At 64.4% G+C, this 24,529-nt stretch carries 34 protein-coding genes, 3 pseudogenes and 1 other annotated feature; of the genes and pseudogenes, 25 read left to right on the top strand and 12 right to left on the bottom strand.

Annotated features, from left to right (window positions below; all coding sequences use genetic code 11):
• The first annotated feature begins 503 nt into the window (after positions 1-503).
• The 12 genes and pseudogenes from EJL01_RS03090 (at position 504) to EJL01_RS03035 (ending at position 8,673) form a co-directional block, all read left to right on the top strand.
• A complete protein-coding gene (locus EJL01_RS03090) occupies positions 504-2,450 on the top strand; it encodes a hypothetical protein (RefSeq protein ID WP_241209082.1) in 1,947 nt (648 codons plus the stop codon).
• Positions 2,451-2,639: 189 nt separating this feature from the next.
• The gene (locus tag EJL01_RS03085) at positions 2,640-2,960 is read left to right on the top strand and encodes a transposase (RefSeq protein WP_125106241.1); all 321 of its coding nucleotides are present in this window, start codon (positions 2,640-2,642) and stop codon (positions 2,958-2,960) included.
• Positions 2,918-3,021: a sequence feature (AL1L pseudoknot), on the top strand. It overlaps the preceding gene by 43 nt.
• The gene (locus EJL01_RS03080; protein WP_125106240.1) at positions 2,957-3,715 is read left to right on the top strand and encodes an IS3 family transposase; all 759 of its coding nucleotides are present in this window, start codon (positions 2,957-2,959) and stop codon (positions 3,713-3,715) included. Its footprint overlaps the feature before it by 65 nt. Before EJL01_RS03085 ends, EJL01_RS03080 begins: the two co-directional genes overlap by 4 nt.
• Before the next feature lie 200 nt (positions 3,716-3,915).
• Positions 3,916-4,986, top strand: coding sequence for an IS110 family RNA-guided transposase (locus tag EJL01_RS03075; RefSeq protein WP_125106239.1), 1,071 nt, complete (start codon positions 3,916-3,918; stop codon positions 4,984-4,986).
• Positions 4,987-5,002: 16 nt separating this feature from the next.
• Positions 5,003-5,218: pseudogene (locus EJL01_RS03070) on the top strand (integrase core domain-containing protein); the annotation flags it as partial.
• A gap of 91 nt (positions 5,219-5,309) precedes the next feature.
• Positions 5,310-5,879 carry an AAA family ATPase gene (locus tag EJL01_RS03065; protein WP_284690522.1) on the top strand — a complete coding sequence of 190 codons (570 nt, stop codon included), beginning with the start codon at positions 5,310-5,312 and terminating at the stop codon, positions 5,877-5,879.
• A gap of 198 nt (positions 5,880-6,077) precedes the next feature.
• Positions 6,078-6,311, top strand: a complete 234-nt coding sequence (locus tag EJL01_RS03060) for a FitA-like ribbon-helix-helix domain-containing protein (RefSeq protein WP_125106237.1) — start codon at positions 6,078-6,080, stop codon at positions 6,309-6,311.
• On the top strand, positions 6,308-6,733 hold the full coding sequence (locus EJL01_RS03055; protein ID WP_125106236.1) for a type II toxin-antitoxin system VapC family toxin: 426 nt from the start codon (positions 6,308-6,310) through the stop codon (positions 6,731-6,733). Before EJL01_RS03060 ends, EJL01_RS03055 begins: the two co-directional genes overlap by 4 nt.
• The gene (locus tag EJL01_RS03050) at positions 6,730-7,281 is read left to right on the top strand and encodes a GNAT family N-acetyltransferase (RefSeq protein WP_241209080.1); all 552 of its coding nucleotides are present in this window, start codon (positions 6,730-6,732) and stop codon (positions 7,279-7,281) included. The genes EJL01_RS03055 and EJL01_RS03050 overlap by 4 nt, the downstream gene beginning before the upstream one ends.
• An 81-nt stretch (positions 7,282-7,362) precedes the next feature.
• Positions 7,363-7,644: a type II toxin-antitoxin system Phd/YefM family antitoxin gene (locus EJL01_RS03045; protein ID WP_125106234.1), complete on the top strand. Its 282-nt coding sequence runs from the start codon at positions 7,363-7,365 to the stop codon at positions 7,642-7,644.
• Positions 7,641-8,045, top strand: coding sequence for a type II toxin-antitoxin system VapC family toxin (locus tag EJL01_RS03040; RefSeq protein ID WP_125106233.1), 405 nt, complete (start codon positions 7,641-7,643; stop codon positions 8,043-8,045). Before EJL01_RS03045 ends, EJL01_RS03040 begins: the two co-directional genes overlap by 4 nt.
• A 121-nt stretch (positions 8,046-8,166) precedes the next feature.
• The gene (locus tag EJL01_RS03035) at positions 8,167-8,673 is read left to right on the top strand and encodes a GNAT family N-acetyltransferase (RefSeq protein WP_164509696.1); all 507 of its coding nucleotides are present in this window, start codon (positions 8,167-8,169) and stop codon (positions 8,671-8,673) included.
• Positions 8,674-8,811: 138 nt separating this feature from the next.
• On the opposite strand, the gene EJL01_RS03030 is transcribed toward EJL01_RS03035, so the two are convergent.
• Positions 8,812-9,246, bottom strand: coding sequence for a hypothetical protein (locus tag EJL01_RS03030; protein WP_125106231.1), 435 nt, complete (start codon positions 9,244-9,246; stop codon positions 8,812-8,814).
• Positions 9,247-9,441: 195 nt separating this feature from the next.
• Here EJL01_RS03030 and EJL01_RS03025 point away from each other — a divergent pair, with 195 nt between their 5' ends.
• The 3 genes from EJL01_RS03025 (at position 9,442) to EJL01_RS03015 (ending at position 10,471) form a co-directional block, all read left to right on the top strand.
• The gene (locus EJL01_RS03025; RefSeq protein WP_241209079.1) at positions 9,442-9,627 is read left to right on the top strand and encodes a type II toxin-antitoxin system prevent-host-death family antitoxin; all 186 of its coding nucleotides are present in this window, start codon (positions 9,442-9,444) and stop codon (positions 9,625-9,627) included.
• Positions 9,624-10,046: a type II toxin-antitoxin system VapC family toxin gene (locus tag EJL01_RS03020; protein WP_164509695.1), complete on the top strand. Its 423-nt coding sequence runs from the start codon at positions 9,624-9,626 to the stop codon at positions 10,044-10,046. The genes EJL01_RS03025 and EJL01_RS03020 overlap by 4 nt, the downstream gene beginning before the upstream one ends.
• A gap of 68 nt (positions 10,047-10,114) precedes the next feature.
• Positions 10,115-10,471: a DUF6176 family protein gene (locus EJL01_RS03015; protein ID WP_125106229.1), complete on the top strand. Its 357-nt coding sequence runs from the start codon at positions 10,115-10,117 to the stop codon at positions 10,469-10,471.
• A 6-nt stretch (positions 10,472-10,477) separates the two neighbouring features.
• On the opposite strand, the pseudogene EJL01_RS03010 reads toward EJL01_RS03015, so the two are convergent.
• Positions 10,478-10,936 (bottom strand): annotated as a pseudogene (locus EJL01_RS03010) (phage tail protein).
• Positions 10,937-11,279: 343 nt separating this feature from the next.
• On the opposite strand from EJL01_RS03010, the gene EJL01_RS03005 reads away from it, so the two are divergent.
• Entirely contained in the window at positions 11,280-11,729 is a 450-nt protein-coding gene (locus EJL01_RS03005; RefSeq protein WP_125106228.1) for a hypothetical protein, read from the top strand.
• 32 nt (positions 11,730-11,761) lie between these two features.
• Entirely contained in the window at positions 11,762-12,061 is a 300-nt protein-coding gene (locus EJL01_RS03000; RefSeq protein WP_125106227.1) for an immunity protein Imm33 domain-containing protein, read from the top strand.
• Here the strand turns inward: EJL01_RS03000 and EJL01_RS02995 are convergent.
• Entirely contained in the window at positions 12,058-13,167 is a 1,110-nt protein-coding gene (locus EJL01_RS02995; RefSeq protein ID WP_125106226.1) for a hypothetical protein, read from the bottom strand. The genes EJL01_RS03000 and EJL01_RS02995 overlap by 4 nt on opposite strands.
• A 171-nt stretch (positions 13,168-13,338) precedes the next feature.
• Between EJL01_RS02995 and EJL01_RS02990 the strand changes: the two genes are divergently transcribed.
• Complete coding sequence (locus EJL01_RS02990; protein ID WP_125106225.1) at positions 13,339-13,779, top strand: hypothetical protein; 441 nt, start codon at positions 13,339-13,341, stop codon at positions 13,777-13,779.
• 168 nt (positions 13,780-13,947) lie between these two features.
• Here the strand turns inward: EJL01_RS02990 and EJL01_RS02985 are convergent, their stop codons facing one another.
• Together EJL01_RS02985 and EJL01_RS02980 are read right to left on the bottom strand one after the other, a co-directional pair.
• A complete protein-coding gene (locus EJL01_RS02985; protein WP_125106224.1) occupies positions 13,948-14,757 on the bottom strand; it encodes a hypothetical protein in 810 nt (269 codons plus the stop codon).
• Between the two features lie 9 nt (positions 14,758-14,766).
• Positions 14,767-15,678, bottom strand: coding sequence for an EamA family transporter (locus EJL01_RS02980; RefSeq protein ID WP_125106223.1), 912 nt, complete (start codon positions 15,676-15,678; stop codon positions 14,767-14,769).
• Between the two features lie 78 nt (positions 15,679-15,756).
• On the opposite strand from EJL01_RS02980, the gene EJL01_RS02975 reads away from it, so the two are divergent.
• Positions 15,757-16,659 carry a LysR family transcriptional regulator gene (locus EJL01_RS02975; RefSeq protein WP_125106222.1) on the top strand — a complete coding sequence of 301 codons (903 nt, stop codon included), beginning with the start codon at positions 15,757-15,759 and terminating at the stop codon, positions 16,657-16,659.
• Positions 16,656-17,024, top strand: a complete 369-nt coding sequence (locus EJL01_RS02970; RefSeq protein ID WP_125106221.1) for a putative quinol monooxygenase — start codon at positions 16,656-16,658, stop codon at positions 17,022-17,024. Before EJL01_RS02975 ends, EJL01_RS02970 begins: the two co-directional genes overlap by 4 nt.
• A gap of 51 nt (positions 17,025-17,075) precedes the next feature.
• On the opposite strand, the gene EJL01_RS02965 is transcribed toward EJL01_RS02970, so the two are convergent.
• Positions 17,076-17,579: a hypothetical protein gene (locus tag EJL01_RS02965; RefSeq protein WP_125106220.1), complete on the bottom strand. Its 504-nt coding sequence runs from the start codon at positions 17,577-17,579 to the stop codon at positions 17,076-17,078.
• A 146-nt stretch (positions 17,580-17,725) separates the two neighbouring features.
• Here EJL01_RS02965 and EJL01_RS02960 point away from each other — a divergent pair, with 146 nt between their 5' ends.
• Positions 17,726-18,190 carry a hypothetical protein gene (locus EJL01_RS02960; protein WP_125106219.1) on the top strand — a complete coding sequence of 155 codons (465 nt, stop codon included), beginning with the start codon at positions 17,726-17,728 and terminating at the stop codon, positions 18,188-18,190.
• Between the two features lie 92 nt (positions 18,191-18,282).
• Positions 18,283-18,579 carry a hypothetical protein gene (locus tag EJL01_RS02955; protein ID WP_125106218.1) on the top strand — a complete coding sequence of 99 codons (297 nt, stop codon included), beginning with the start codon at positions 18,283-18,285 and terminating at the stop codon, positions 18,577-18,579.
• A gap of 33 nt (positions 18,580-18,612) precedes the next feature.
• Here EJL01_RS02955 and comJ read toward each other — a convergent pair whose 3' ends face one another.
• From comJ to EJL01_RS02935, 4 genes are all read right to left on the bottom strand, one after another.
• Positions 18,613-19,098, bottom strand: a complete 486-nt coding sequence (gene comJ, locus EJL01_RS02950; RefSeq protein ID WP_125106217.1) for a competence protein ComJ — start codon at positions 19,096-19,098, stop codon at positions 18,613-18,615.
• Positions 19,099-19,204: 106 nt separating this feature from the next.
• A complete protein-coding gene (locus tag EJL01_RS02945; protein WP_125106216.1) occupies positions 19,205-19,519 on the bottom strand; it encodes a DMT family transporter in 315 nt (104 codons plus the stop codon).
• Positions 19,516-19,869: a DMT family transporter gene (locus EJL01_RS02940; RefSeq protein WP_125106215.1), complete on the bottom strand. Its 354-nt coding sequence runs from the start codon at positions 19,867-19,869 to the stop codon at positions 19,516-19,518. Before EJL01_RS02940 ends, EJL01_RS02945 begins: the two co-directional genes overlap by 4 nt.
• A 45-nt stretch (positions 19,870-19,914) precedes the next feature.
• Positions 19,915-20,907 carry a bile acid:sodium symporter gene (locus EJL01_RS02935; RefSeq protein WP_125106214.1) on the bottom strand — a complete coding sequence of 331 codons (993 nt, stop codon included), beginning with the start codon at positions 20,905-20,907 and terminating at the stop codon, positions 19,915-19,917.
• A 172-nt stretch (positions 20,908-21,079) separates the two neighbouring features.
• On the opposite strand from EJL01_RS02935, the gene EJL01_RS02930 reads away from it, so the two are divergent.
• The 3 genes and pseudogenes from EJL01_RS02930 to EJL01_RS02920 all read left to right on the top strand — a co-directional run.
• Entirely contained in the window at positions 21,080-21,865 is a 786-nt protein-coding gene (locus tag EJL01_RS02930; protein WP_125106213.1) for a hypothetical protein, read from the top strand.
• Between the two features lie 279 nt (positions 21,866-22,144).
• Positions 22,145-22,609 (top strand): SRPBCC domain-containing protein, encoded by a 465-nt coding sequence (locus EJL01_RS02925; protein ID WP_125106212.1) that lies wholly within the window; start codon positions 22,145-22,147, stop codon positions 22,607-22,609.
• A gap of 139 nt (positions 22,610-22,748) precedes the next feature.
• Positions 22,749-23,060 (top strand): annotated as a pseudogene (locus EJL01_RS02920) (SMI1/KNR4 family protein); the annotation flags it as partial.
• Between the two features lie 5 nt (positions 23,061-23,065).
• On the opposite strand, the gene EJL01_RS02915 reads toward EJL01_RS02920, so the two are convergent.
• Together EJL01_RS02915 and EJL01_RS02910 are read right to left on the bottom strand one after the other, a co-directional pair.
• Positions 23,066-23,407: a YciI family protein gene (locus tag EJL01_RS02915; protein WP_125106211.1), complete on the bottom strand. Its 342-nt coding sequence runs from the start codon at positions 23,405-23,407 to the stop codon at positions 23,066-23,068.
• A gap of 292 nt (positions 23,408-23,699) precedes the next feature.
• Positions 23,700-24,509 carry an alpha/beta fold hydrolase gene (locus tag EJL01_RS02910; protein WP_125106210.1) on the bottom strand — a complete coding sequence of 270 codons (810 nt, stop codon included), beginning with the start codon at positions 24,507-24,509 and terminating at the stop codon, positions 23,700-23,702.
• Positions 24,510-24,529 lie beyond the last annotated feature (20 nt).

Genomic DNA, 24,529 nt, shown 5'->3' with positions numbered 1-24,529 from the left:
CGTGGGGTGATCCCTCCTCGAACACCTTGCGGTCGCGGTGATCTAGAACTTGACGCGATCCTACCTGGCCTGTCAAGCGCGCGCAAGTTTGAGCGCTCGTGACGATAGTTCTGTCCATAACGTGGTGGTGGAGTTCCGTTTCAATAACTAGTGAGATTCGTTGATGATTCTTGTCGAGTGTTGAGTCAGGACTAGTGCCCGGCGCTTTTGCAAGGGACCTACCCGCGTAGTTGTGCATCGTCCGTCGTGCGCCGCTCCGCGGTGGGGAGGAGCCCGATGGGGCGCGGGATTATGCCCATGGAGACGTAGGTCGTGTCCGCCTCGGGGTGATGCGCCGCTAGTTCGGCTCGCTTCCACGACAGAACGAGGAGCCGGCGCAACGATCGACGTGGACGACGGCTCCGCCCAAGGGGACTGCTGCACGATCAGGCAACAACTTCAAATTCGTGCCACTAGGCGCCCCCGAACTGTATAGAGTGACGCCTACCGGGAGGGAGATTCGAGTGTCGGAAAGCGGACCAGAGAAGAGACTGAAGTTCTTCGGCCTCAGCGACTACGGAACCTTCTGGCAGGCCGACCGCCTCCTAGAGCTCGTCCGTGAATTCGATGCTACTCGTGGCGATCAAGGCATAAACGACATCGTTGAGTTGCATCATCTCGCGTTGTTCCTAGAACACAAAGTTCTCCCGAAGGACCTGGCCGAAGCAGAGCGAGACGCGCCTCTGGCGCACGTCCCCGAGATCCGGAAAGTCATCGGCAGGTTTTTCGGCAAAGTGACTGACGCCACCTTCTCAACGCTCGTTCAGGACGTTGACTTTCAGTACCGCACAGACGTCCTCGATCTCCTCGGAAAGAACAAGGTCTTCGAGCGCTGCACTGACTCGATCGTGCTTGCTGCACTTCAAGAGCAGAGTTTCCACCCGCACGATCTGCTCTCATGCCAGGCACTCGTGCGTGTCTACGACCAGGAGATTCGGGCCCTGCTACTCGCTGGGCCGCGCAATGCTGAGCTGCTTGCGCGGAAGTTCCTCCAGTCCGAGGGGCGGGATCCAATCCATCTTCCGAAGAGCTTCACTCCCGCGGATCAGCGTGGCCTGTTTGACCGCTACCTCGATGAGGAAGAGCCCAACCTCAACTTCGTCAAGCTGATCGCATCCGCACGAGCTGACAAGAACACCGGCGTCGATGCACGACTGAAGCTAAAGGCTCGTCGCAAGGCAGATGCGCTCACGAAGAAGATGTTCGAGTCCACGGAGGGGATCAAGACCGGCTGCGAAGTGGGCATCTCGGCCGATCAGGTCGAAGAGGTCGTCCAGTCTTTGGACGGCATGGTTGGCAAGTACTCCTACAGTCGAACCTGGCTCACGGAGAACCTCGACTACCCGACTATCCTGAATAACTTCGTTCACCTGTTCCAGTTCGCCAACGACCACATGCTCCTGGAACTCCCTTCCTACGGAGCGCAACTTGGCGTCTTCGAGCGGTTCATGGGTACGCCGGGCAAGGGCGACTACCGGACGGGGGCGGCGTTCAGGCTCCAGGACCAGGCGTCCTTGCTCCAGACCTTGATGTACGAGCGCTTCCTCAGCTCCGAAGGTATAGAGCTCGAGTCGGTCATCGCTTGGTTCTTCACGGACTACCTTGAGCAGGAGTTCGGTGCCAAGGGGCTGAAGTACCGCGCCTCCAGCCCGACCGCTACCTACCTTGAGAAGAGCCGCCATCTGTTCTCAGAGATGGAGAGCGTCCTCAAGCAGTTCACGCTGCATGTCGACTACGGCGAGGTTGACCCGGAGCTGCTGACAATCACATCGGAGCAGCTTTCCTACGGCGACATCCCGAGTCAGGTTGTGGATAAGTACGCCTACGTTGCCAACAACGCAGACATCCAAGGAATTCAGCACCTGCTCTTCTCGGACCAATCCCGATTGGTGCACATCAGCAGCGATCTGGAGGCAGAGAGCTTCCTCCACTTGGTCATCGCCAATGACATCGCCTACGACCAGTTCCACGAGTACCAACAGCGCAACATCGACTTCCTGGTCGAGAAGGGCATCCTGACCGGAGATCGTGACCGAATTGCGTTTGCAAGCGCGCCACAATTGCATGTGCTCAAGGAACTCTGGGAGTGCGAGGTGACGAGCTGTCTCCATCACTCGGCGGCCGGCCAGAAAGCCATTGACGAGATGGTGAGCGCCGGATGGCTGGCGCATCGATCAACGCTGCTCAGCGCCGCGGAGGTCAGCTACTTCAACTACTTCCTTAACGATAAGGAGTTCAGCAACGGACCTAGCCTGCGCAACCGCTACCTCCATGGATCACAGGCAGACGGTGACGACGACCGCGTTCACCGCCACACGTATCTAACAGCGCTCCGCCTACTCGTTGCGCTGGTCATCAAGATCAACGATGACTTCTGCCTGACGGATAACGCCGTGCTCGCGAAGGAATAGGGGCCGACCGCTGGCATGGTCGAGCCCTCTTCAGATCCCTAGTATGTGGCGTCTCAGCCGGGTTCCCTGCCGCCGTGATGGCGCGCTACCGCCTTCGTGGCGTCCAGCAGGCTGACCCACGTCGAGGGTGAGCCTGTGTGAAGCGCCCTGGGTTTCGTTCCGACCTACTTCCTCAAGGAGGATCGGATCATGCCCCAGAAGTACACCCCCGAGTTCAAGGCAAGAGCCCTGAAGCTCATCGAAGAACGCGTCCGCGCCAAGCAGTGCTCCGCCTGGGTCGCCTGCACCGCCGTCGGCGAAGCCCTCGGCGGGATCTCCCCACACACCCTGCGGAACTGGTGGAAGCAAGATCGCGTCGATCACGGTAAAGCCCCAGGGCTCAGCACCGCTGAAGCCGAGGAGATCAAGAAGCTGCGCCGGGAGAACCTCGAGCTGCGCCGCGCGAACGAGATCCTGCGCAAAGCCTCAGCTTTTTTCGCAGCGGAGCTCGACCGCCCCACGACGAGATGATCGCGTTCATCGACGAACACCGCGATCAGTTCGGGGTCGAGGCCATCTGCCGCACCCTTCGTGCGACGGAATGTGGGTTCATCACCTCCCGCGGCTACCGCGCCGCGAAGACACGACCCAGGTCTTCGAGAACGCTGCGGGACGAGATCCTCGTGGAGGAACTCCGCCGGATCCACGCGGAGAACTACAGCGTCTACGGCGTCCGAAAGATGCACCACGCGATGGCCCGCGCCGGGTGGGAGATCGGCCGGGACCAGGTCGCCCGACTGATGAAGCTCGCCGGCGTGGAAGGGGTGCGGCGCGGACGTAAGCCGATCACCACGAGGCCGACAGGCGAGCTGGATGCCCGCCCAGATCTGGTCGAGCGCCGCTTCACCGCGGAAGGCCCGCACCAGCTCTGGGTCGCAGACATCACCTACGTGCGCACGATCTCGGGGTTCTGCTACGTCGCTTTCATCACCGACGTGTACTCCCGGCGGATCGTGGGATGGGCGGTCTCGGGCAGCCTTCATACCGCGGGGCTGCCGTTGCTCGCCCTGGAGCACGCCCTCGTGAGCACCGGTGCAAGCCGTGGCCGCCAAGGCCTGGTGCACCACTCGGATCGCGGCAGCCAGTACGTCAGCTTGGCGTACTCGGACGCGCTCATCACCGCCGGGGTGACGGCTTCGGTAGGCACCGTGGGCGACTCCTACGACTGTCAGTCTCTTTCTGCCCGATCTCGCGAGGATGGGGTAGTCCTGGCCGGAGTGTTCTGACCCTTGCTTACGATTGGCCCGCAGGGTGCCTTGGCGTTGATCTGTCGAGCCTCCGGCCGGGCGCGCAGTAACCGCTGCCGCCGGATCGGGCGTGACCTGATAGGAGCCTGGAGCAGTCTCGACAACGCGTCCCCATGACAGTCCTGTCCACCCGCCGGCGCCAGCGTGACACCACGCTAACGGCAGGAGAACAGAAGAACATGACCGAGATTGAGACCGCCCGTTCGGGGCACGTCGTTATCGGCGTCGACACCCACAAGCACATCCATGTCGCCGCGGTGATGGACTCGATCGGCGGGATCCTCGCGACGCTGACGATCCCGACCCATGCCGCCGGGTTCAGGCAGCTGCTGGAGTGGGCGGCGGGTTTCGGGAAGATCATCGCGTTCGGGATCGAGGGCACCGGTTCCTACGGGGCCGGACTGACCTCGTTCGTTCGTCGCCACGGGCATAAGGTGATCGAGGTCTCACGACCCGATCGGCGGCTGCGCAGGCTCAACGGCAAGTCCGACACCCTGGACGCGGAGAACGCCGCCCGAGCCGTGCTCGCAGGGTTCGCGACCGCGATTCCGAAGACCGCGGACGGCGTCGTCGAGATGATCCGTCAGCTGAAAGTAGCGCACGATACCGCGGTGAAGGACCGCACCGGCGCGATGGTCACTCTCAAAGCGATGCTCATCCACGCCACCGAGGAGCTGCGCAAGGAAACCGCGAAGAAGACGCAGAAGATGGTCGCGAGGCACTGCGCCGCGCTCCGCCCCCGCGGGCTGGCCACACCGGAGGACGCGAACCGTCATGCGCTCCGCTCGATCGCGAGACGCTGGATCGCCCTGAACGAGGAGATCAAAGACCTCGAAGCACAGATCGAGCAGCTCGTGCTCCAGCGCGCACCGCACCTGCTGGACGAGTTCGGGATCGGTGTCGACACCGCCGCAGAGATTCTCATCGTCGCGGGAGACAACCCTGAACGCATCAAGAGCGAGGCCGCGTTCGCGAAACTCGCCGGGATCAGCCCCGTCCCCACCGGGAGCGGGATGACCAGCGGGAAGCATCGCATCAACCACGGTGGCCATCGGCAGCTCAACGCGGCGATCTACCGGACCGTCATCGTCAGGATGCGATTCCACGAACCCACCATCGCCTACGTCGCCCGACGCACCGCCGAGGGCAAGAGCAAACGAGACATCATCCGCTGCCTGAAACGCTACGTGATCCGCGAGGTCTACCACCTCGTGAAGACCGACCCGAGAACCGGCGAAATCATGAGTTGACAACTATAGGAGCATCAACGCCCTGGCCGAGACCGTGAACGGGCTCTACAAGGCCGAGCTCATCCACTCCAAGCGGATCTGGGAGTCCGTCGAGGCGGTCGAACTGGCCACCATGGGGTGGGCGCACTGGTGGAACACCGCCCGCCTCCACGAGACCCTCGGCTACCGCACTCCCGCAGAGGTCGAGGCCGCCTACACTCACGATCAGGATTCAGCGCCCGTTGCGTCCTGACCTCGGAACGAAACCCAGGGCGCTTCAGTGTCCCCTGATCAGTAGCGAGCACTGACCGTGGGGAGAGGGCGCACGTGAACCCCGTGTTCAGATGTACCTATGTGCCGGAACTCGGTGGAGTTCCGCTTCAACGTATGAGTTGTCGGACGCTGCTCCGTGGCGTGGGGCGGTCCGTCCAAGTACGCTGACTGTCGTGCCTAGGGTTCTTGTCACGGGAATGTCTGGAGCGGGGAAGTCGACCCTGCTCGATGAGTTGGACCGCCGCGGCCATCTCACCGTCGATACGGACTATGACGGTTGGGAGTTGCCAGGCAGCGCATGGGATGAACGGCGGATGAGTGAACTGCTCGCCACCCACGGCGACGTGATCGTGTCCGGTACGGTCGAGAATCAGGGGGTGTTCTACGACCGGTTCGATCATGTAGTGCTCCTGAGCGCGCCGGTCGAGGTGCTGATCGAACGCATCTCGTCGCGAACCAATAACCCTTATGGCCGCACCTTGGAGCAACAGGGTGAGGTGCGGCGATATGTGGCCGATGTTGAGCCGCTGCTCCGGCGTGGGGCGAGCCTTGAGCTCGATGGGCGTCATCCTGTCGCTGACTTTGCCGACTCCATCGAGGCGCTCGGACGCGGCTGGCCAGAATCGCACCGCAGGGCGTGATTCCGCGCGTGGTGACTGTTGAGAGGTTGGTATCTGCGGCGACGTCGTGGAGTTCCGGTTCAACGTGTGATGTGAGCCGATCCTGCTCCGCGGGCCCCGTCGATCTTCGTGATCAGCGGGGCTTCGTTGGCTTGTTCTGGGCTGTCCGCATCCAGCCATCTGCGCTATCATGATTGATAGCAGAAGGAGGTGGCCCGGATGTCATCCATCATCGTGCGCGGTCTCGATGGCCACGTGAAGCAGCAGCTCGCATCGCAGGCGAAGGAGCACGGGCGGTCCATGGAGGCCGAGGTCCGCGACATCCTCACGAAGGCCGCTCGACGGCCGCACATCGGCATGGCTCTTCTGTCTGCGGCACGGGATGTCGAAGGGGTTGACGAGTTGCCGATTCCGACGCGCGATGATGTTGCAAGGGCGGCGGACTTCGAATGATCGTCCTCGACACGAACGTCATCTCGGAGATCTTTCGGCCCTCTCCGGAGCCTCGTGTCGTCGAGTGGCTTGTGTCCTTGACGGGCGACGTCGCGATCACTTCCATCACTCTCGCGGAGTTGCTTGCCGGTGTGCGCAGGCTCCCGAACGGCCAACGCAAAGACGAGCTGGCGCAGAGGATCGATGAAGCGGTAGCGCCGTATCGGGGGAGCCGGTCGGTGCTCGCCTTCGATACTGACGCGGCGGAGCGATACGCGGAGGTGCTCGCGTCGCGTGAGGCAGCAGGCGCGCCGGTCAGGACAGCCGTCGCCCAGATCGCCGCGATCTGCCTGGCGCACGGGGCCACCTGCGCTACGCGCAATGTGAAGGACTTCCAGCACACCGGCGTCGAACTGGTGGACCCATGGAAGGTGGACGCGTGAAGCGTCATTCGATCGAGGTCCTCGCCCACCAGGAACTCACTGAGGCCGATCTGGGTGAACTTCTGCTGCTCTTCGACAACGAGTACCTCAAGGAGTTCGGAGAGTGGGATCCACAAGAGCCATACGGCTACGCGTCACATGATGTCCACATCATGGCGCGGATCGAAGGCCGCGTCATTGGCCACGTGGGATGGGCGCACCGCGAGATCGCTGTCGGTACGGAGACCCTCGCGATCGCGGGAGTCGGCGGTGTCTTGATCTCCGCTGACGCAAGAGGGATGCGTCTCGGGCGCGAACTCATGAGCTGGGCAGCGCAATCGATGCACGATCGCGGTCGCCTCGCGTTCGGCTACTTGGGCTGTCGAGAGCAAGTCGTCCCGTTCTACGAGTCATGTGGTTGGAAGAGGATCCTTGCTCGCGAGAAGTCGATCGGGCGTGATGGCGAATCTGTCGTGGACGAGCCCGGCCCGCCGATCCTCATCCTGCCAATCGCCCCGCTCGAGACATGGCCTGACGGAGACGTCGACCTGCGCGGGCGGGCTTGGTAGTCGCTGACTGCAGATGGTTCTCCGTGCCGGAACGCGGTTGAATTCAGGTTCAACGTGTAGCACGGGTGCTACGCTTGGTGCATGGGTACGGCTGAAGCACACAGTGAGAGCCTCTCGCAGCGCGAGTTGCGCAACGAATCTGGACGCGTGCTGCGTGAGGTGAGCGAGGGGCATTCGTTCGTGCTGACCAATCGCGGTATCCCCGTCGGGCGCATCGTTCCGCTCGATGCCCCGCCGTCCGCGCTACCCATCTCGCGACCGGCCAAGCGAGTCGGTGGTTGGTCCGACCTGAAGCCTCAGCCGACTGACCGCGACCGGCCGATGAACCGAATCCTCGACGAACTGCGGGGAGACCGGGTGTGAGTACCGCTCCGCTGGTGTATGTAGATACGTCCGCGCTCGGCGCACTGCTTGTTGCTCAGCCCGAGACTCAAGAGCTAGTGAACTGGCTTGATCGCGAGGATGCGTGCCTTGTCTCGAGTGATCTTCTTGAGACCGAACTGCGTCGCATGGCGGTCCGGGAAGGCCGGGACCAGTCGAAAGTGAGCGCACTCGTGGAGGGTGTGTCGCTGGCGGCCCTCGACCGCGCAACGTATCGATCCGCTGGTTTCCTGCCGATGCAGTATCTGCGTACTCTTGATGCCCTGCATCTGGAGGCTGCCATTCGTCTTGACGCTGATGCTGTCTTGACCTATGACCGTCGGCTTGGGGAAGCGGCAGAGACGGCTGGGCTCGATGTCATCTCCCCTGGCGCGGTCGGGTGATCCGAGTGAACGAATTCGTGGACCGTGCGCGTTCATTTGTCGCGGCAAACTATCCGCAGGCAGATGCGGCATTCCGATCCGAGGAGGGCCGATACATGATGCATCGCACGGACTGTCATTCATGAAACTGCGCCTGCGGCCGATGGACGTGTCTGATGCCGACACGTTCGCCGATTGGGGATCTGATCCGGTGTTTCTTGCTCATGCCGGGTGGAGCGGCCGTGCGACGGTCGAGGAATTGACTGTCTGGTGGGTAGCATTCATCGCAGCTCCGGATCCCCAGCTCGTCCGGCTGTCTGCCGTGTCGGGAGATGACGTCGTGGGATACGTGGACCTCCACAGCGATGAGCAGAGCACACGCGAACTCGGCTTCGTCATCGGTCCTTCCTCTCGGTGGGGTCGAGGCTTGGGGACAATGGCGGCCTCGGCGGGGCTCGAGTATGGGTTCGACGTGCTCAAGCTCTCGTCCGTATGGGCGGAGGCGGTCGACGCCAACGTCGGTTCGCTCCGCGTGCTGGAGCGGATCGGCATGACGCGCACCGGCGCAGGTGATGACGACATGTTTCTCGGGGTGACTTCCACGTACTCACGCTTCGCGTTGTCCCGATCAGACTGGGAACAACGCTAGGGTGCACTGCCCGGCGTTTCCCACAGGTCCGGGGTCGTTCCTATCTGTGGCGATGTGGTGGAGTTCCGCTTCAACGTGTGACCTGCCGCTTCTGCGTGCATCGCCCCGGTCGTCGATGGCGACCGGGGCGATCGTCTTCTACCAGGTTCGTGGATAGTCGAGCGTCAGCAGCATGTCATCGCGGATGTCGCGCAGAGTCGTCTCATCGAGTTCGCCGATCCGGATGCTGCGCGATCGCTGCGGGGTGATGACATCGTTTCCGGGGTTCCACGCGCGAAGGACGGCGATGCGGGAGACATGCGGGACATGATCGGGTAGTTCGCGAAGCCAGCCGAGCCAGCGTTCCGCGCTGATCTCGTCCTCGAGGGCAGGATCGGCCCGCCGGCCGATCAGCGAGTCGCAGTCGCACATGCGTGTTGTCAGGGTGAAGACGCGCGAAGAGCTGCGCACACGGCTCGAGCCGATGCTCATCTCTTCGGCGACGGGCGCGACGCTGAGCCGTTCCGTGGTGAATCGCTGGAACTCGGTGGTGAAGGCCGCGGCGTTCACCGCCCAGAGATTGATCGCGCACATGGACGTTCACGCTATCAGCTCGGCGGGGGGCGTGGCCCCACGATAAGCGCGCCGCGGAGCTGGACAGCGAGTCGGGATACTGAGACCTGATGAAGGGCGGAGAGCCGTGCGGGAACGGATGATGCATAGCGAATGGCACTGGTGGCAGACAGGTGGCTGTACGTACCGGAATGCGGTGGAGTTCAGATTCAAGGTGTGACCGATCGCCAATCAGTCGTGATCACTGACAGGGGTGAGCCTGCCTACGTCCTCCTATCGATCGATGAGTACAGGCGCATGGGTGAACGGGGCGCATCACTGGTTGAGCGGCTGAGCATGGACGACGATCTTGACATCGAGTTCGAGCCTGCGCGCCTCGACCTGCGGGTGCCTGAGCTGTGAGTCACCTGCTCGATACCAACTTCATCAGCGAACTGCGCAAGTCTGCCAGGCAGGCCGATTCTCGCGTGCGAGCGTGGGTAGCCCGCCGAGCGCCGTCGGATCTGTATCTGTCGGTGATCACCGTGTTGGAGGTCGAGGTCGGCATCGGCCGAATCGCACGCCGCGACGCCCGGCGGGGAGAGCGTCTGCAGGCCTGGCTCGACGATGAGTTGCTGGACGCATTCGCCGGGCGGATCTTGCCTGTCGATGCCCCGGTTACCCGTCGGGCAGCCCGCGTTCACGTGCCGGACCCACGCCCCGAACGCGACGCTCTCATCGCGGCGACGGCTGCGGTTCACGGCCTGACCATAGTGACGCGCAACGTCAAGGACTTTGCCGCACTGGACGTGCCGATCCTCAATCCGTGGAGCGCCTCGTAAACGTCACGCGCCCGCCATGTTCGTGATTGATCTCGTCGGCGACGCACCTTGCATGGTTGGGTGGTCGTATGCGAATCGAGCTAACCAGGTTTCGGGTGCGAGAAGGGGCGCGCGCCAAAGTTGACGAGTGGATGGCGTTCCTGAACGAAAATCAGGATGCTGTGCGCGAGACTCTCGAACCGGAAGAGATGTATGTCGAGACGATCTTCCACGAAGTCGTGGACGGCGTTGACTATCTCTACTGGTATAGCGTGCAGGGCGAGGATGGACAGTCAGTTGACCAGTCCGAACATTGGCTCGACAAGCATCACGTCGCCTTCTGGCAAGAATGCATCGACGAGACCTTCCCCGGCGAGGACCTCACGGCTCGGGTGCATATGTCGCCGCGACGAGTGGAGGCGGCCATGCGGCCGCTCGGGGATTGACGTGAGTCAGTACTCGCCCTTGATCACAAAGTAAGAGCCGCGGATCGTGCCGGCGAGCTTCGACTTCTGCCGGGCGAACTTGAACGAACCGAGCTCGTCGGGCACATCCATGCCGTCCGAGAGCTTGAAGCCAACCGCGCGCTTGCCGCCCTCGGCCAGCTCGTAGAGGACGTTGATCGAGAGCCCCGACTCGTAGAACACGTACGCCCAACGGGTGTCTGGCACGGGCGGCTCGGCGACCTCGAGCGCCGGCGAAGCGATCACGATGCCGCGCTCATCGGCGAGAATCTTCGTCACCCAAGCGAGGGTTTCCGTGCCCTCCGCAGGCTCGGTGGTGAAGATGATGTCGTACTAGTTGCGCATGTAGCGCGCCTCATTGGCTCGGAGGCCCGCAAGGGCATCAGGGTTGGGCGAAGACTCCAGCCCGGCAGTGGATACGTTCACGAAGTCGACGACGTGTGGCATGTGATCAGGCTATACCGCCACCGCGCTCTCTTCGGAGGTGCGCTGGTTCCGATTCGACAGAGGAGCGCCGGCGTCGTGCGCGCCAGGTTGAGGCGATGGCAGGCGGACTCCCTGGTTGGAAGCCAGGGGAGCCTGCGCCGAACGACCTTTGACAACAGCAACCGGCATCCCGATGGCATCGCCCGCGGCGGGACATATCGCGAGATGGTCGAGCTACACAGGTAGCCGTCGCTATCGTCGACGGCCAACGTCTCGCCCTCGGCAATCGAGCCCTCGATAGGTTTACCGAGGCATCGGCTGAGGCTCAGCGGAGCTCGCATACGGCACAACGGAGGGATACGAGATGAGCGAAAGTCAACGAAATGCTCGACGGCTGATTCCGCTCGACTGGGGTCAATACTTGTTGCTCGACGGTGTCATCTATAAGTCCGCCGGGGCTTCGCCGAACGACAAGACTTCCGAAATCCTCGTTCCCGTCGATCCGGGTGCCCGTCAACTGACGCGTGAAATGCCGGTGGCTGCGAGAAAAGAGCAACCGTGGAGGGGCGTGAATCCATCCGCGCTATTTCTCGGGCAATACGCGGAGACGCTTACCGTCGACGATGACGGCACCGTGTGGGTCGGATTTGAGCGACATCAGCCGCGCCACGGGCCGGAGGGCAGATACCTGGGGACGATGGGCGACATTGGGCGAGGCGGCTACTGGACAGGCAAGGTCGAACTTTCGGAGCTGACGGACATCGACGACGACATCCCCGACGAGTGGCGGCCGTTCTTGCCGGCCGTTGACTAGCTGAGCAACCTCGCGCTTGTACGATGCGCCAGATGGACTTGGAGCTGAAGGCTGGCGTGTCAGCGTCGATCGTGCACGGCGACTGGGAGTGGCCGATTCACGGCATGCGCATCCCACCGACTGAGAGTACGAGCGGCTGGTACCTCTGGACCGGAGAGATGGGGCCGGAAGACGACTTCTTTCTGCCTTGGCATACCTCGCACCTGCTCGCAGTCGACCCGTCGCTACGTCGACTTCTCGAGCACGAGCCGGGCACTCGGTTCGTTATTGCGCCGGGGTACGAGGACGTGTGGCACACCCCTGGATCCTCGAGAACTACTGAGGTGGGCTAAATAGCGCTCTTCTCTGGGCGCTTGCCCGAATCGCCGAGCGCGTAGCCGCGGGCACGCTGGAGATCCAGCTCGAGCGCTTCGTTGTACTTGGCCGCCAGATGCGTCAGGTTGACTGCCTCGCTCCAGAGCGCAAATAGCATTCCGGGAGTGAGCATGAGCCTTGGGGGAGCCAGCCAAAACTTTCGTTCCAGGACAGCGCCACCCTGGGCGATCGGATGCTCGAGTTCGCGGCTTCCGTATTGAGTCGCCCAATCCTCGTCTTCGCCCATGGGGCTATAGAAGAAACCCCAGTGCAAGATGTCCGAGTTGAGGTTCACCATGAACTTGTTGTCGGAAGCAATCTGTGTCGCTGACAGCAGAGGCGGGTCTGCGTCCATAAAACCTTCAAGACGGGACATCATTTCATCGGCGACATCGACGCCGTCGTAGAACTCCAGAACCGAGGTCCAACCCATATCTTCTTCGAGAACCCAATATGGTCCGTGTCGAAGCCCTCGATGGCTGAACTCACCAAGCATGTCGAGAAACCGCGTGCAGCGCTCCTCGAAGGCCCGCTCGAAGTCGTCTTCGAGCCCATCCGGTGAAAACACCAGTTGGTTTCGTGCGATTTGCTGCGTCCAGCTTTCCGCATAGTCGCGGTAGTCGCGCAAGGTTCGCTCGCAGGCGTCGAAACTGATGGTGTGACTCCATTGCTCTACGAATGCCTGAAGTGTTTCGCTGTTCGATGCCGAGGCGATGCGCAGGTCGGCGTCGTACTCTGCCGCCTCGATGGGATCGCTCGGCCGGCTCATGAAGTCATTGCTGAACATCGTCTCTGGCAGCGGCGAAACGGACGACTCGATGTCGCGGTATCGCTCCAACAATGAACCACCGCTGTTGACGCTGTTTTCGAACAGCATGAAGATCGTCGAGGTCGTGAATGCCCAGAACAGGTTTTGCAGAATTTCAACGAAGACGCGCGGCAACGGGTAGATCAGCCATTGCAATTCGAGCCACTCCGGGATGAGCACGAGGAGCAGCAGCCCGGTGATTCCGCCGGCGGTCCAGATCCATGCTCGGCGTCGCCGTCGCGCTCGAAGGAATCCACTGCTCGCGGTGATCTGCATCGGGGTCCTCTCGTCGGCATGCGCCAGCCTAGTGTTTGCCTGGTCATCGAGGCGTCCGCCCCGGGCAGCATGCCGCACTGGACTTCGGTTGGCCGCAACACCCCGCTCACCGGCCATGGCGCTACGATGACGCAACCTCAGCGTTGAGATTCGAAGTAGGCCGGTGACCAGATGACACCCCTGAACAAGCGCAGTTTCGGCTTCGGGCTGATCGCCAGCGACGAGGAAATCCGTGCGTGGGTGGCGTCGGCGCGCACGCCCGCGACCAAACAGCGCATCCGTCGCTGGGCGAGAGTCGAGCGAGCCGGCATGCTCTTGCTGCTGGCGAGCCTCGCGCTGTTGCTCGCGGCCGTCGTCGCTTCGATCGCGACCGGAATCTGGGCCACCTTTTCGTCTGCGGAGCCCACTGGGATGCTCTGGTGGCTTTGGGGCGCCACGATCGCGGTGCTCGCGTGCGGAATTACAACGAGCGTCGTCGGAAATCGCCGTCGGCAACGCGCTTGCTTCGCCGACGGCTACGTCAGCGAAGGCGTCGTCGAACGTGCGATCGAGCATCCCGGCAGCGGCGATGACCAGACCTGGTTCGACCTGCGGATCAGCGCCACGCGCTGACGGCGGCATGCTGCGTCGGCGCCTCCACCTCGAGGGCGAGGGATTCGACCGGCGAGTCGGCGGACCGATTCGGTTCCGCCACAATTCGCTTGACCCAGATGCGCTCGACGATGTGCTCTTCGACGGGTGGCAGGAAAGTACGACTGCGCCCGGTCGGCACGGCGAACGCTAGAGCAGCGAGTCGGGAAGCGGGCCGCAGGCGTCGGTGAACGGGCGCATGACGCGCTCGAAGACGGCGGGCTCGACCTCGCTCGGCTTGAGGTCGCGCATGAGCGCGGCGATGCCCAGGGTCCAGAACGATTGCCGGTCGAGCTCTCGGCCCTGCGGGGCAACGTAGTACAGGTGCGAAATGTACTTGCCGAACTGCATTCTGAGGTCGTCTGGAACATCCGGGCCCCACGAATAGAGGTGGGCCTGCGCGCGATCCCAGCCGTTGCCGTCGGCCCGGATGTTGTCGAGCACGGCTTGCGCCTCGGTCGTCGTCATCAATCCCATGCGAGAACAAACGGCATCCCACGCCGGATGCACGGCGGACGCGGTCGGCCGCATCAGCACGGCCAACTGCGCCGCGGGTGGTGGGGGATACTTTTCCGCCAGCGTGGCCGTGCGGAGGTCCCGGGCATCGCGCACGGCCTGCAGCTCCGCTGAAATCAGCGGCAGGTCTGGTCCGCACGGCGGCTCAAGCGCGTACACGACATCGGGCTGCTGCGCGTCGTAGACGACGGGCCAGTGCCACCGGATCACCAGGCCCTCCAAGCTGCCCGGCGTAGTTCCACTGCGAAGTTCGGCGCGGTACGGAGCTTGCCCCGGCGGCTGCACCTCAACGGTCGCGGTGCGGTCGCCACCCGTGTCGAGCATTAGTGCCCGCGCATAGCTCGGGTGGGTGAGCTCGGGGACGCCCACGTCGGAGAACTTCTTGGCCGGGTCGGCGTCGGTCGGCTCGGCCTTACGCCTGAATAGTCGATCCGCCCAACCCATGCAGGGAGTCTACGTCTGTCGCCGACGTGGTCTCGCGCGAAGCTGACCTGCAAACATCGCCGAGAGGGCAATCGCGAAGCCAAGAAGTTGGATCGGCGTCAGCGACTCGCCCGCGATGAGCGCACCGAGGGCCGCGGCGACGAGCGGTGAGAGCAGCCCGAGCAGGGCGGTTGCGGTGATGGGCAGCCGGCGGATGCCCGTGAACCAGATCGTGTAGGTCAGGAGCGCTCCGACGACGGTGAGCCAGGCGTACCCAGCCATCGCTGGGCCGTCGATGTCGGCCGGGATGCCGTCGATGAGCAGCGCGGGCAGGAGCAGCACGAGCCCTCCCGCGGTCAGCTGCCAACCTGCCAGGCTGATGGCAGACACTCCCTTCGGCTGCCCCCACTTCTTCGTCAGCGTGACGCCGAGCCCCATCGAGGCCGCCCCACCGAGGCCCGCGAGGATTCCGATCGGCGACATCGCCGCATCCGGGCCGAGTACGACGAGCGCGACGCCGAGCACACCGAGCACGCCCCAGCCCGCTCGCCACAGCGAGAACTTCTCTTGCAAGACGATGACGGCGAGGAACGCGATGAGAATCGGCTGCGTCGCCCCGAGTGTCGCGGCGACCCCGCCAGGGAGGGTCTGCGCCGTCACGAACAACAGTGGGAAGAACGCCCCGAAGTTCAGCGCGCCGAGCACGAGGCTCTTCCACCACCAGGAGCCGCGGGGGAGTTGCCGAGAGATGAGCAGTGCGATGAGTCCCGCGGGGAGTGCCCGCATCATCGCCGCGAAGAGCGGATGCCCCTCCGGCAGCAGGTGCGTCGTGACGATGTACGTCGTGCCCCAGACCGCCGGCGCGAGCGCGGTCAGCAGGGTCCAGCCGCCTCGGTTGGACGCGATGGCTTGAGGTGCTGACGTGACGATGGGGGTGGTCATGAAGCAATCGTCATCCACCGGCCCGCATGAGTCCAAGACATTGTTGAGATATCAGCGATGAATGCAGATCATGTATCTATGGAGCTCCAGCAATTGAGGTACGTCGTCGCGGTGGCCGACGAGGGCAGCTTCACGCGGGCCGCGGAGCGCTGTCGCGTCGTGCAGTCGGCCCTCAGCCACCAGGTCAAGGCGCTCGAACGCGAACTCGGGGTGCAGCTGTTCGCGCGAACGAGCCGGAGGGTCGAGATCACGGCAGCCGGCGCGGCGTTCGTGGCCCAGGCCCGCGTGAGCCTGGCAGCGGCCGAGCGCGCGGTGGCGGAAGCGGCCGGCGCGGGCGGGCAAGTGCGGGGAACCCTCACGGTCGGCGTGATCCCGACGACGACGGTGCTCGACATTCCGAAGGAGCTCGGTCGATTTCACCGCGCCCACCCGGGCGTGCGCATCCGCCTGCGCAGTGGCGGCAGCCATGACTTCGCCGAAGCGATCAGGTCGGGCAGCATGGATGTGGCCGTGCTCGGGCTCTCGGAGACCACCCCGCCGCAGGGAGTCGCGACCCTCGTGCTCGCGCGCGAGCGCCTTGTGGCGGTTGTCGCCGAAGGCCGACCACTGGCGCGGCGACGAAGGTTGCGACTCGAGGAACTGGCCGACGAGTCGTTCGTGGACTTCCCCGAGGGGTCTCCCGGCCGCATCCAGTCAGACCTTGCGTTTCGGGCCGCGGGAGTGCAGCGAGACGTCGTGTTCGAAGCCATGACCCCCGACCTCATGCTCGACCTGGTTCGGGAGGGGCTCGTGATCGCGCTGCTCGCGCCGGCGGTCATCCCGAAGGGCGCCGAAGATCTGCGCACGATTCCGATCACCGCTGGTCCGTCTCGCATTGAGTACCTAGCCTGGAGCGACTTCAACCCCAGCCCAGCGGCGCAGGCGTTCATCGACGGCCTCCGTGATCGAGAGACCCACAAGCACGAGGAAGACCTCACATGACAACACCGGGCCTGCCCGAGCCGGATGCGATAACCCCGGCCACCTCGAACGCCCGCGACGAGTCCTTGGCTCGCGAGCGAGGGAACATCCGTCTGACTGGCCGGCTCGTCTGCCAGGACGAGGGGCAGGCAGCGATTGTGCGGCGATTTTTGCCTCGTCACGTCGAGTTGTCGCGAGCCGAGCCCGGGTGCCTGAGCTTTGACGTCGACGCAACCGACGATCCGCTGGTCTGGACCGTCGCGGAGCGATTCTCGAACCGGGTGACGTTCGACGCGCATCAGGCCCGGGTAAGAGTGAGCGAGTGGGGTCGCGAGACGGCGGGAATCGCTCGCGACTACGTCGTCGAAGCCGACTCGGACGACTGAAGCTGGTCATACTCGACTTCAGTAACGAAGTGCACGGCGACGCGCGAGGTCTCAAACGGCGACGGCCTGGCCGGCCTGAACCGTCCAGAGCACGCCCGCGACAACGGCGCCGAGCGAAGCACAAAACAACAGTGCCCGGGGCCAGGCTGCGCCCGCGGACTTCGGTGTGAACCACAGCAGCCCGATGGATGCTCCGAGACTGTTGGCCGCGAAACCGACGGCGAGACCAGGCCCTGCGATGAGTGCGCCGGCCGTGACCGTTACCGGCAGCGCGAGCAAGAACACGAACGCGAGGGGATTCCAGCCGTGGGCTGGATCGCCGCGTCGACCAGCGACCTTGGCGACGGCCCAAAACACGATCGGGATGCCGATGAGCCCAAGTAACGTCGTAGCGAAGTAATAGAACGGCGCATACAGCAGCGGATGATCGACCGGAGCGTCGATCGTGGTCGCGCCGAGCGCGATGGGCCCGGTCACCGCGAGCAAGATCATCGAGATCGAGGCTGCCGAACTCGGGTTGAGCAGCTTCGACTCGGCATCGGGTCGCGCGGTCATTCGCCCAGCGTAGGCGGAGGAGTGCGGGGCTGCTCAAAAAAATTCGCATCCCCCGGAGTGGCATTTTCGCCGAGATTCGTGCGCCCGCCGGCGCCTACGCAAGACTGAACGGAATTGTTCGAGCCCCACCGGGAGTAGTGAGACGCATGACCGACGAAAAGCCGCAGCTCGGCGAGGGCGGACTCTGGAAGCGCAGCGCGTACCTCCTGCTCATTGTGGCCGCGACCGCGGTCGTGTTGTTCACGTGGCTTCGAACGCCAGAAATTCGCATCGCTTCAGATAACGCCGAGAGCGGTTACAGCACGTGGCCGTGCTCGTATGCGGGCTCGGCGCGCTGGGACCCACCGATCGTCGATGAAGGGCGGGAGCTCTCCGGCGACCCGAATCGGCAGGCGTACGACCTCGTGATCCTGCAGATGAACCTTAATGATGCTCGCGCCGACCTCGCGTGCAGCGAGGCCCGCGTTGTGCAGACGAACACCCTCATCGTGACGAGTCTCGCAGCCGCCGTGCTGCTGTTCTGGGGCTACCACTGGCTCTGGGCAGGCAACGCCCCGACCGACGCGCTTGTGAAGCCGACCACCGCATCCGGCCAACGCGATAACAAATGAGCCGGGATCCCGACGACTCACTAGGTCGAACGCAGCGGATGCGAGGCGCGGCCCGGCGGGGCGCGGTACGGACGCCCGGGTAGAGTTCGCGTGTGACTATCCCGACCCCGCAGGGCACTTCGGCCGAGCAGAAGCCGCGCCTTCAGACGCCCGGCGCCATCTTCTGGCTGTTTTTCATTTCGCCGATCTTCATCGCGCTCGGTGCGTTCATCGTCGTGGCGATGCACCGGTTTGTGACCAATCCACCCGTTGAGGGTGACGCGATCGCGATGACTTGGGCAGGCGTCGTCATGTTGACGCTCGGCGCCGTGTTCCTCGTGGCGGGAATCGTCGTCGTCAGCGTGCGCTCGCTGCTCCAGCAACAGGCCGAGCTGCTCGGCCATCGCTAGTCAGCGGCAGTGCCGCCGCACGACGATTTCAGATCAGAAGATGCCGAACTGCAGCGGTGCTCCGGCCGTGCCGTCCCATTCGTCGTCGAGGAGGAACCGCGGCGCCTCTGGGGTGGCGGTGGGCACCAGCGTGAATCGGTAGTAGATCTCCTCGTCGCCCTCGCAAACCTCGAAAAAGACGGAATGGTTGCCGGCCTGGAGTCCCAGGTCAACGGCAAACTCCTCGGCCGCGGATGCGACCTCGACGGCCGAGGGGGCGGCCACAACGATGGGCGCAACAATGCTCCGCGCGGCATTCGGGTCTGGCGAAAAGGAATCCGCGCGCCGAAGGTATACGAATGCGCCGAAGGCTTCGTCTGGCAGCGGGTCGAAGATGAGATAGTCCGGGTGGAGAACTGCGCCCTGCTCACCGTTGCCGGGGCCCCACTGCGAGAGGTTCTCGTCGTAGGCGCGAGCGCGAATCAGGATCTGGCTGTGCGAAATCAGGAGGTCAACTGTCCGCTCTTGCTGTGTGCTCATCGCGCACCAAACTACCGCCGAGACCTGCGACGCGGTTCACCATCGTGGGCTACGGCTGGCGACAGGACAATGACGCATCCCGGCGGCTCGTCGCAGCAAACCGAAGCTAGGCAGCCTCGATCAGGACGACTCCGACCACGATCAGGCCGATGCCGACGAGCATCCTTCGGGTCAAGAGGTCCTTCCAAATGACTCGGGCGGCGACCGCGACGAGCACGATGCCGATCGCCGTCCAGAGGCCGTACGCCACGCCGACGTGCATGCCCGAACTCAGTGTCAGGCCGAGGAACGTGAATGCGGCGAGGTAGCAAAGCGCAATCGGTACCAGCCACCGCTTCTTGCGAAACCCGTCGCTCGCGCGCATCGACAGGGTGCCCGTGACCTCACTCGCAATCGCGAGCAGCATCCAGACCCAGCTCATCCGAGCTCCTCCGAAGGCTCGAGATCGCTCGGCGGGCGCGATCCGGACTCGACGAGCGCGACGCCCGCGATGATTGCGGCGATGCCGATGATGTCGCCTGCGCTGAGGGCTTCGCGAAAGATGACGTAGCCGAGCACCGCGACAAGCGCGACGCCCGTTGCACCCCAAACGCCGTAGGCCACGCCAATCTGCATGCCCGCGCGCAGCACCAGGCCGAGCAAGGAGAAGGCCGCGACGTAGCCGGCCACGACGAGCACGATCCAGCCGGCGTGCTCTGTTGCGGCGCGCAGTGCAAGGGTTCCGGTGACTTCGGCGACAATCGCGCCAGCCAGCAGTAGCCACCGGTGCAAGCCGTGTTCCTCTCTGAGAGTCATGCCACGGCAGCGTGCCCGGCGCTACCTATGATCGCGCATCGCTGAGCTCGATTTCGACTCGGGGAGTAGGCGTGGCACGAGCCGAATGAGGACGACCATGGCCACGAGCTCGACGAGCGTCTGCGTGACGACGACGAGTGGCGACAGGTCGAAGGCCGCCGGCAGAGCGAGCACGAGCGGCAGCACCACGAGGGAATTCCGAGTTGCACCGCTGAACACCACGGCGCGGCGCCCCGAAGTTTCGAGCCCCGCGACGCGGCTGACGAGCATCCCGATCGGCACCATGACACCGGCGAAGATGACGAACAGGGGGAGTACCGTGACGAGCGAGCTCAGTCGCGCACCGACGCCGCTGATCTGCGACGCCACGACGACGACCGGGGTGGCGACCATGAGCGGCACCATCGCCGACTTGCCGGCGGCGTCGAGCATCCGCGCCGCCCGCCAGCGAGCGGCGGCGAGCTGGGTGAGGGCGGCGGCCACGAGCGGCAGCGCGATGATGAACACGAACGCGTCGACGAACGGCCGCAGCTCGATGTGCTCGGCGAAGCCGGGCCCGACGAAGAGCCAGAGGTAGGCGGGAAGCAACAGCATCTGCCCGAGCATGAGCATCGGGGCAGCGGTCAATAGCCGTTCAGCGTCGCCGCCCGCGAGCCCCGCAAACACGATGACGTAGTCGATGCAGGGCGTCAGCAACACCATGAGCACGCCGACGAGCACCGCTTGGTCGTGTGCGACGATGCGCGATAGCGGCCAGACCACGAACGGCACCACGACGAAATTCAGCACCAGCACCGTCGACAGGAACCGCCAGTCGCGAAGCCCTCGCCCAAGCCGGCGCATCGGGATGCCGAGGAACGTGGCGTACAACAACAGCGCGAGGATGGGCTGCACCACCAGCTCGGCGGGGCTGGCCACGCTTGGCCAGAGGAGGCCGATGGCCGCGCCCGCGCCGAGGGCTGCGACGTAGAGCGCGACCTGATGCCGCTCCATCCACCCCACGCTCGCGCTCATATGCGTCCAATCTGGCACATCCGGTTCGCCCGCGCACTGCCGTCGTCGTGACGGTCATGGTGTTGGTGACCTCGCCGTGAAAGGATGCCCGCAGCTTCGTCGCGTCGGCGTCCTCGCCGCACCGACGAAAGCTGCGGCGGCAACGAACTGACTTCGGGGTGGGGAGTTTCGGATGGACGAGCGCGACGACAGGCCGCCGGTGTGGAAGGAACCGGTCTTTCCGCTGCTTGTAGGAGCGGTCCTGCTCGTGGCTGCGGGGGTCCTCCTACTAGTGAATGTGGGCTGGGGCCTCGCCGCACTGTTCTGGTTCGGCATCGTGCTCGGTGTCGTCCTCACCTTGCTCGGGCTCCTCCGAGCCTTGCGTAGCTACTCGTCGGGCGAACTCAGGACCGTCTGGGCGGGGCAGGCGGTCGCGGCGATCGCCTGGGGCGGCCTGGTCATCTCGCTTGCCTCGGGAGTCGCGCTTATCTTCATGGATGGGCCTGGGGCGGGCTTGTGGCTCACGGTGATCGGGGGGGGCGTCGGGTTCGCGTTGTTGCTGATCGTTGGCATGTGGCTGCAGACTCGGGGGCGGCTGCCGGCGCTCGATCGTCGGCCCAGACCGGCCCGTGTCGTCGCCAACACCGACGACGGTGAAGGGATGCAGATCCTGCGCGTGCGCTACGTCGCGGCGAACGGCGTCGAATACGAGGCAGACCTCGCCGACCTCATTGACGACTCGTGGGTCGGCCGCTTCGGGCTCGGCTCGATCTGGCAGGTCTATGCCTTTGCCGATTTGCGGTACGCCGAGGCGGTCGTCTTTCTCACCGAGGTGCACGATGACGTCTGGCGCAGCGGCTACAAGTTCCACGGGATGCGGTTTAGCGGCGAGAGCGGCCCGGTGCCGCGGGGGCCAGGGGCGCCCTTTCTGTACCCGAACAGCCGGTGGACCTTCGCGGATGAGCCGCCCCGGGTCTGAGCGCACTCGTGTTTGTTGCGACAGCGTTGTCAAGGAACTCGATGAGTCCTGGCACCCCGTAAAAGTCGGCGATGGCGGGGGCATCCCGGCGCAGCGGGGCATGACCATAGCCCTGGAAGAAGTCGGTAGCGTCGGACTGGAAATCAGTTTGGCTACTCATGCCGTAGAACGTATCGACACAACTGGAGGAGACACTCGGGTGTGGTGATTAGCGTCGACGTTGATCGCGCCTGCCAGCAGCCCATCTGCGTGCCTGCGGCAGGCAGACACGGAGCAACTATGAATCCTGAACTTGATGCGGTTATTGAACGAGTCATCCATGCGCCCCGCGCGGCGGTGTGGAAAGCGTGGACGACACCAGAGCTGTTCGCGAAGTGGTGGATTCCCGAACCATACGAGTGCCGCGTCGAATCATTTGCGCCGCATGCGGGCGGAGGATTCGTGACTTCGATGAGCGAGGACGGCCTTACCTTTACGCCGCACATGGACGCGGCGTTTCTCGTCGTCGACGAGGCGGAACGCATCGTGTTTACGAACGCCGTCGACAGCACGTTGCGCCCCGCGAACCCAATGCCGGTCGCGGTCACCGGCGAGGTGACTCTCGAGGATCATGCCGACGGCACCCTCTACCGGATCACCGCTCGCCACGGCGACGAACAGGCGCGTGCCCGGCACGATGAGCTCGGCCTCGTCGAGGGATGGGGTTTCGTCGCCGACCAGCTCGCGGCAGTCGCGCAGTCCTGAAGCGTCACCGTTCAAGTCACCCGGCCTCGCTACAGTGACCGCGTGATGCACCTCGTCCCAACCGATCGAAAGAGGCACTGACGATGGCATTCCCAGTATCTGAAGACAAGATCGCGGCCGCGGAACCGCGCTCGGCCGGTCACTCCCGACGGCCCTGCGCGAACGACTGCTCGCGGACAACGGCGGCGAGGCCGAGGACCACAACGGCGACGGCTGGTTCCTCCACCCGGTGCGCGACGACAGCGATCGCAAGCGACTGAGTCGCACCGCGAACGACATCGTGCGCGAGACCGAGGCCGCCCGAGAGTGGGACGAATTCCCGGCCGACGTGGTGGCCATCGCGGGCGACGGCAGCGGCGACGCGCTCGTGTTACTGCCGGGCAGCGACGAGATCTATATCTGGTCGCACGAGGGCGAGCCCCCCCCCGAACCCACGACGCTCATCCTCTAGCTCCGTCAGAAGACGCGGCGAATCTGTTGCGGCCAGCCGCACGCCTCGGCGAGCCTGCCGCCCCAATCGGCGGCCGCCGCGTCGTCCGCGACATTGATGAGCGTCAACCCGCTGAGGTGCTGCTCCGACGCGGCAAAGAGGCCGTTCGTGATCTTCGCCCCGGCGCAGGTCGGCTCGGCGGTGACCGCAGCATCCAATCGTTCGTCGACGCCTGCGGCATAGAGGAGCACCCCGGCCTGCTGCATCTCCTCGACGGCGGCAGCCGCGAGCGGGCCCCGCTCGGCAAACCACTCGGGGCTGTGCTCGCCGACCCACTGCTGGTTGAAGTAAATGATGTAGTGCGGCATCGCCTGTTCTCATCCCTCACTGGCGGCGCTCACAGGTGCCGACCCCTCCGGGCAGAGCGCCATCGGTTTGCTCTGTGACGCTACACCGCACTACCGGGATCCATCTGAGACCTCAGTAGGTATTGCGGTCGATGGCAGCTGCCATCGGGCCGGAGGGATCCCCGGCTAGCTGGCGGGTGTGCTCTCGACGCCTGCGGCTCGGATGCGAACGGCGCTATAGCAGCGGCAGCCAACGGCGTAATCTAGCTGTTCTTCCCATCGACCGCGTCCACAACGTCAATGGGAAGAACACCTAGCCGGCGGCTGCGCCCTTCGCGACCGCATCGTGCTCGCGCGCGACGTCCGCGGCGAGCACGGCGGGCCAGCCGTGCACGTCTTCGGGCGTCGACGCGATTTGCAGCGTCGCGTTCGGCATGAGTGAGACGAGCGCTTCGGCCGTTGAGACGGGATGCGCCGGATCGTCGATCCACGCGAGCACCGTCGTCGGCTGCGACAGCGTCGCGAGTTGCTCGGGCGTCGGCAGATCGCTCAACGCGGCGCCGCGGTACACGGAAGGCAGCAGCGCCTCGCTCACGTGCGGCACGCTGTCGGGGTGGCCGACCGACGCGGGCGGTTGCTCCATCGCGCGGTGCGCCGCGATGAGCCGCGCGACGCCGTGCTGCTCGATGAACTTCGCCGCGCGTTCGTACTCGTCGGCCCGCTCGGCCCGGGTCTCCCACGCGGTGGGCGGCAGCAGCAGCGTGAAGCCGCTGAAGCGATCGGGCTCGCGTACCGCGGCGTGCAGCAGCGTGCCGGTGCCCATCGACGGGCCTACCCCGTGCACTTGTTCGCCGGGGAACCAGTAGTCGAGCAGGCGCAGCAGGTCGTCCGCGAGCGTGGTCCAGCGGTAGTCGTCGGGCACCGGGCGGCCGGTCGAATGACCGTGGCCACGCGCGTCGTAGCGGAGCAGCTGGGTGCCCGAAAGCCCACGGCCCAGGTCGAGGTCGAGCACCCGGTCGCGCGAACGGCTCGACGTGAGGCCGTGCAACTGCACCACCGGCTGGCCGTCTTCATCGCTAAATGCCCAGGCTAGGCGTGCCCCGTCAACCTCAAACTTGTGCATTTCGCCGCCGTCCTACCCAC

Source organism: Gulosibacter massiliensis (assembly GCF_900626105.1).
Lineage (GTDB): Bacteria > Actinomycetota > Actinomycetes > Actinomycetales > Microbacteriaceae > Gulosibacter > Gulosibacter sediminis.
Note: the sequence above shows the minus strand (reverse complement) of the source record. Positions and strands in the feature narration are given on the sequence as shown.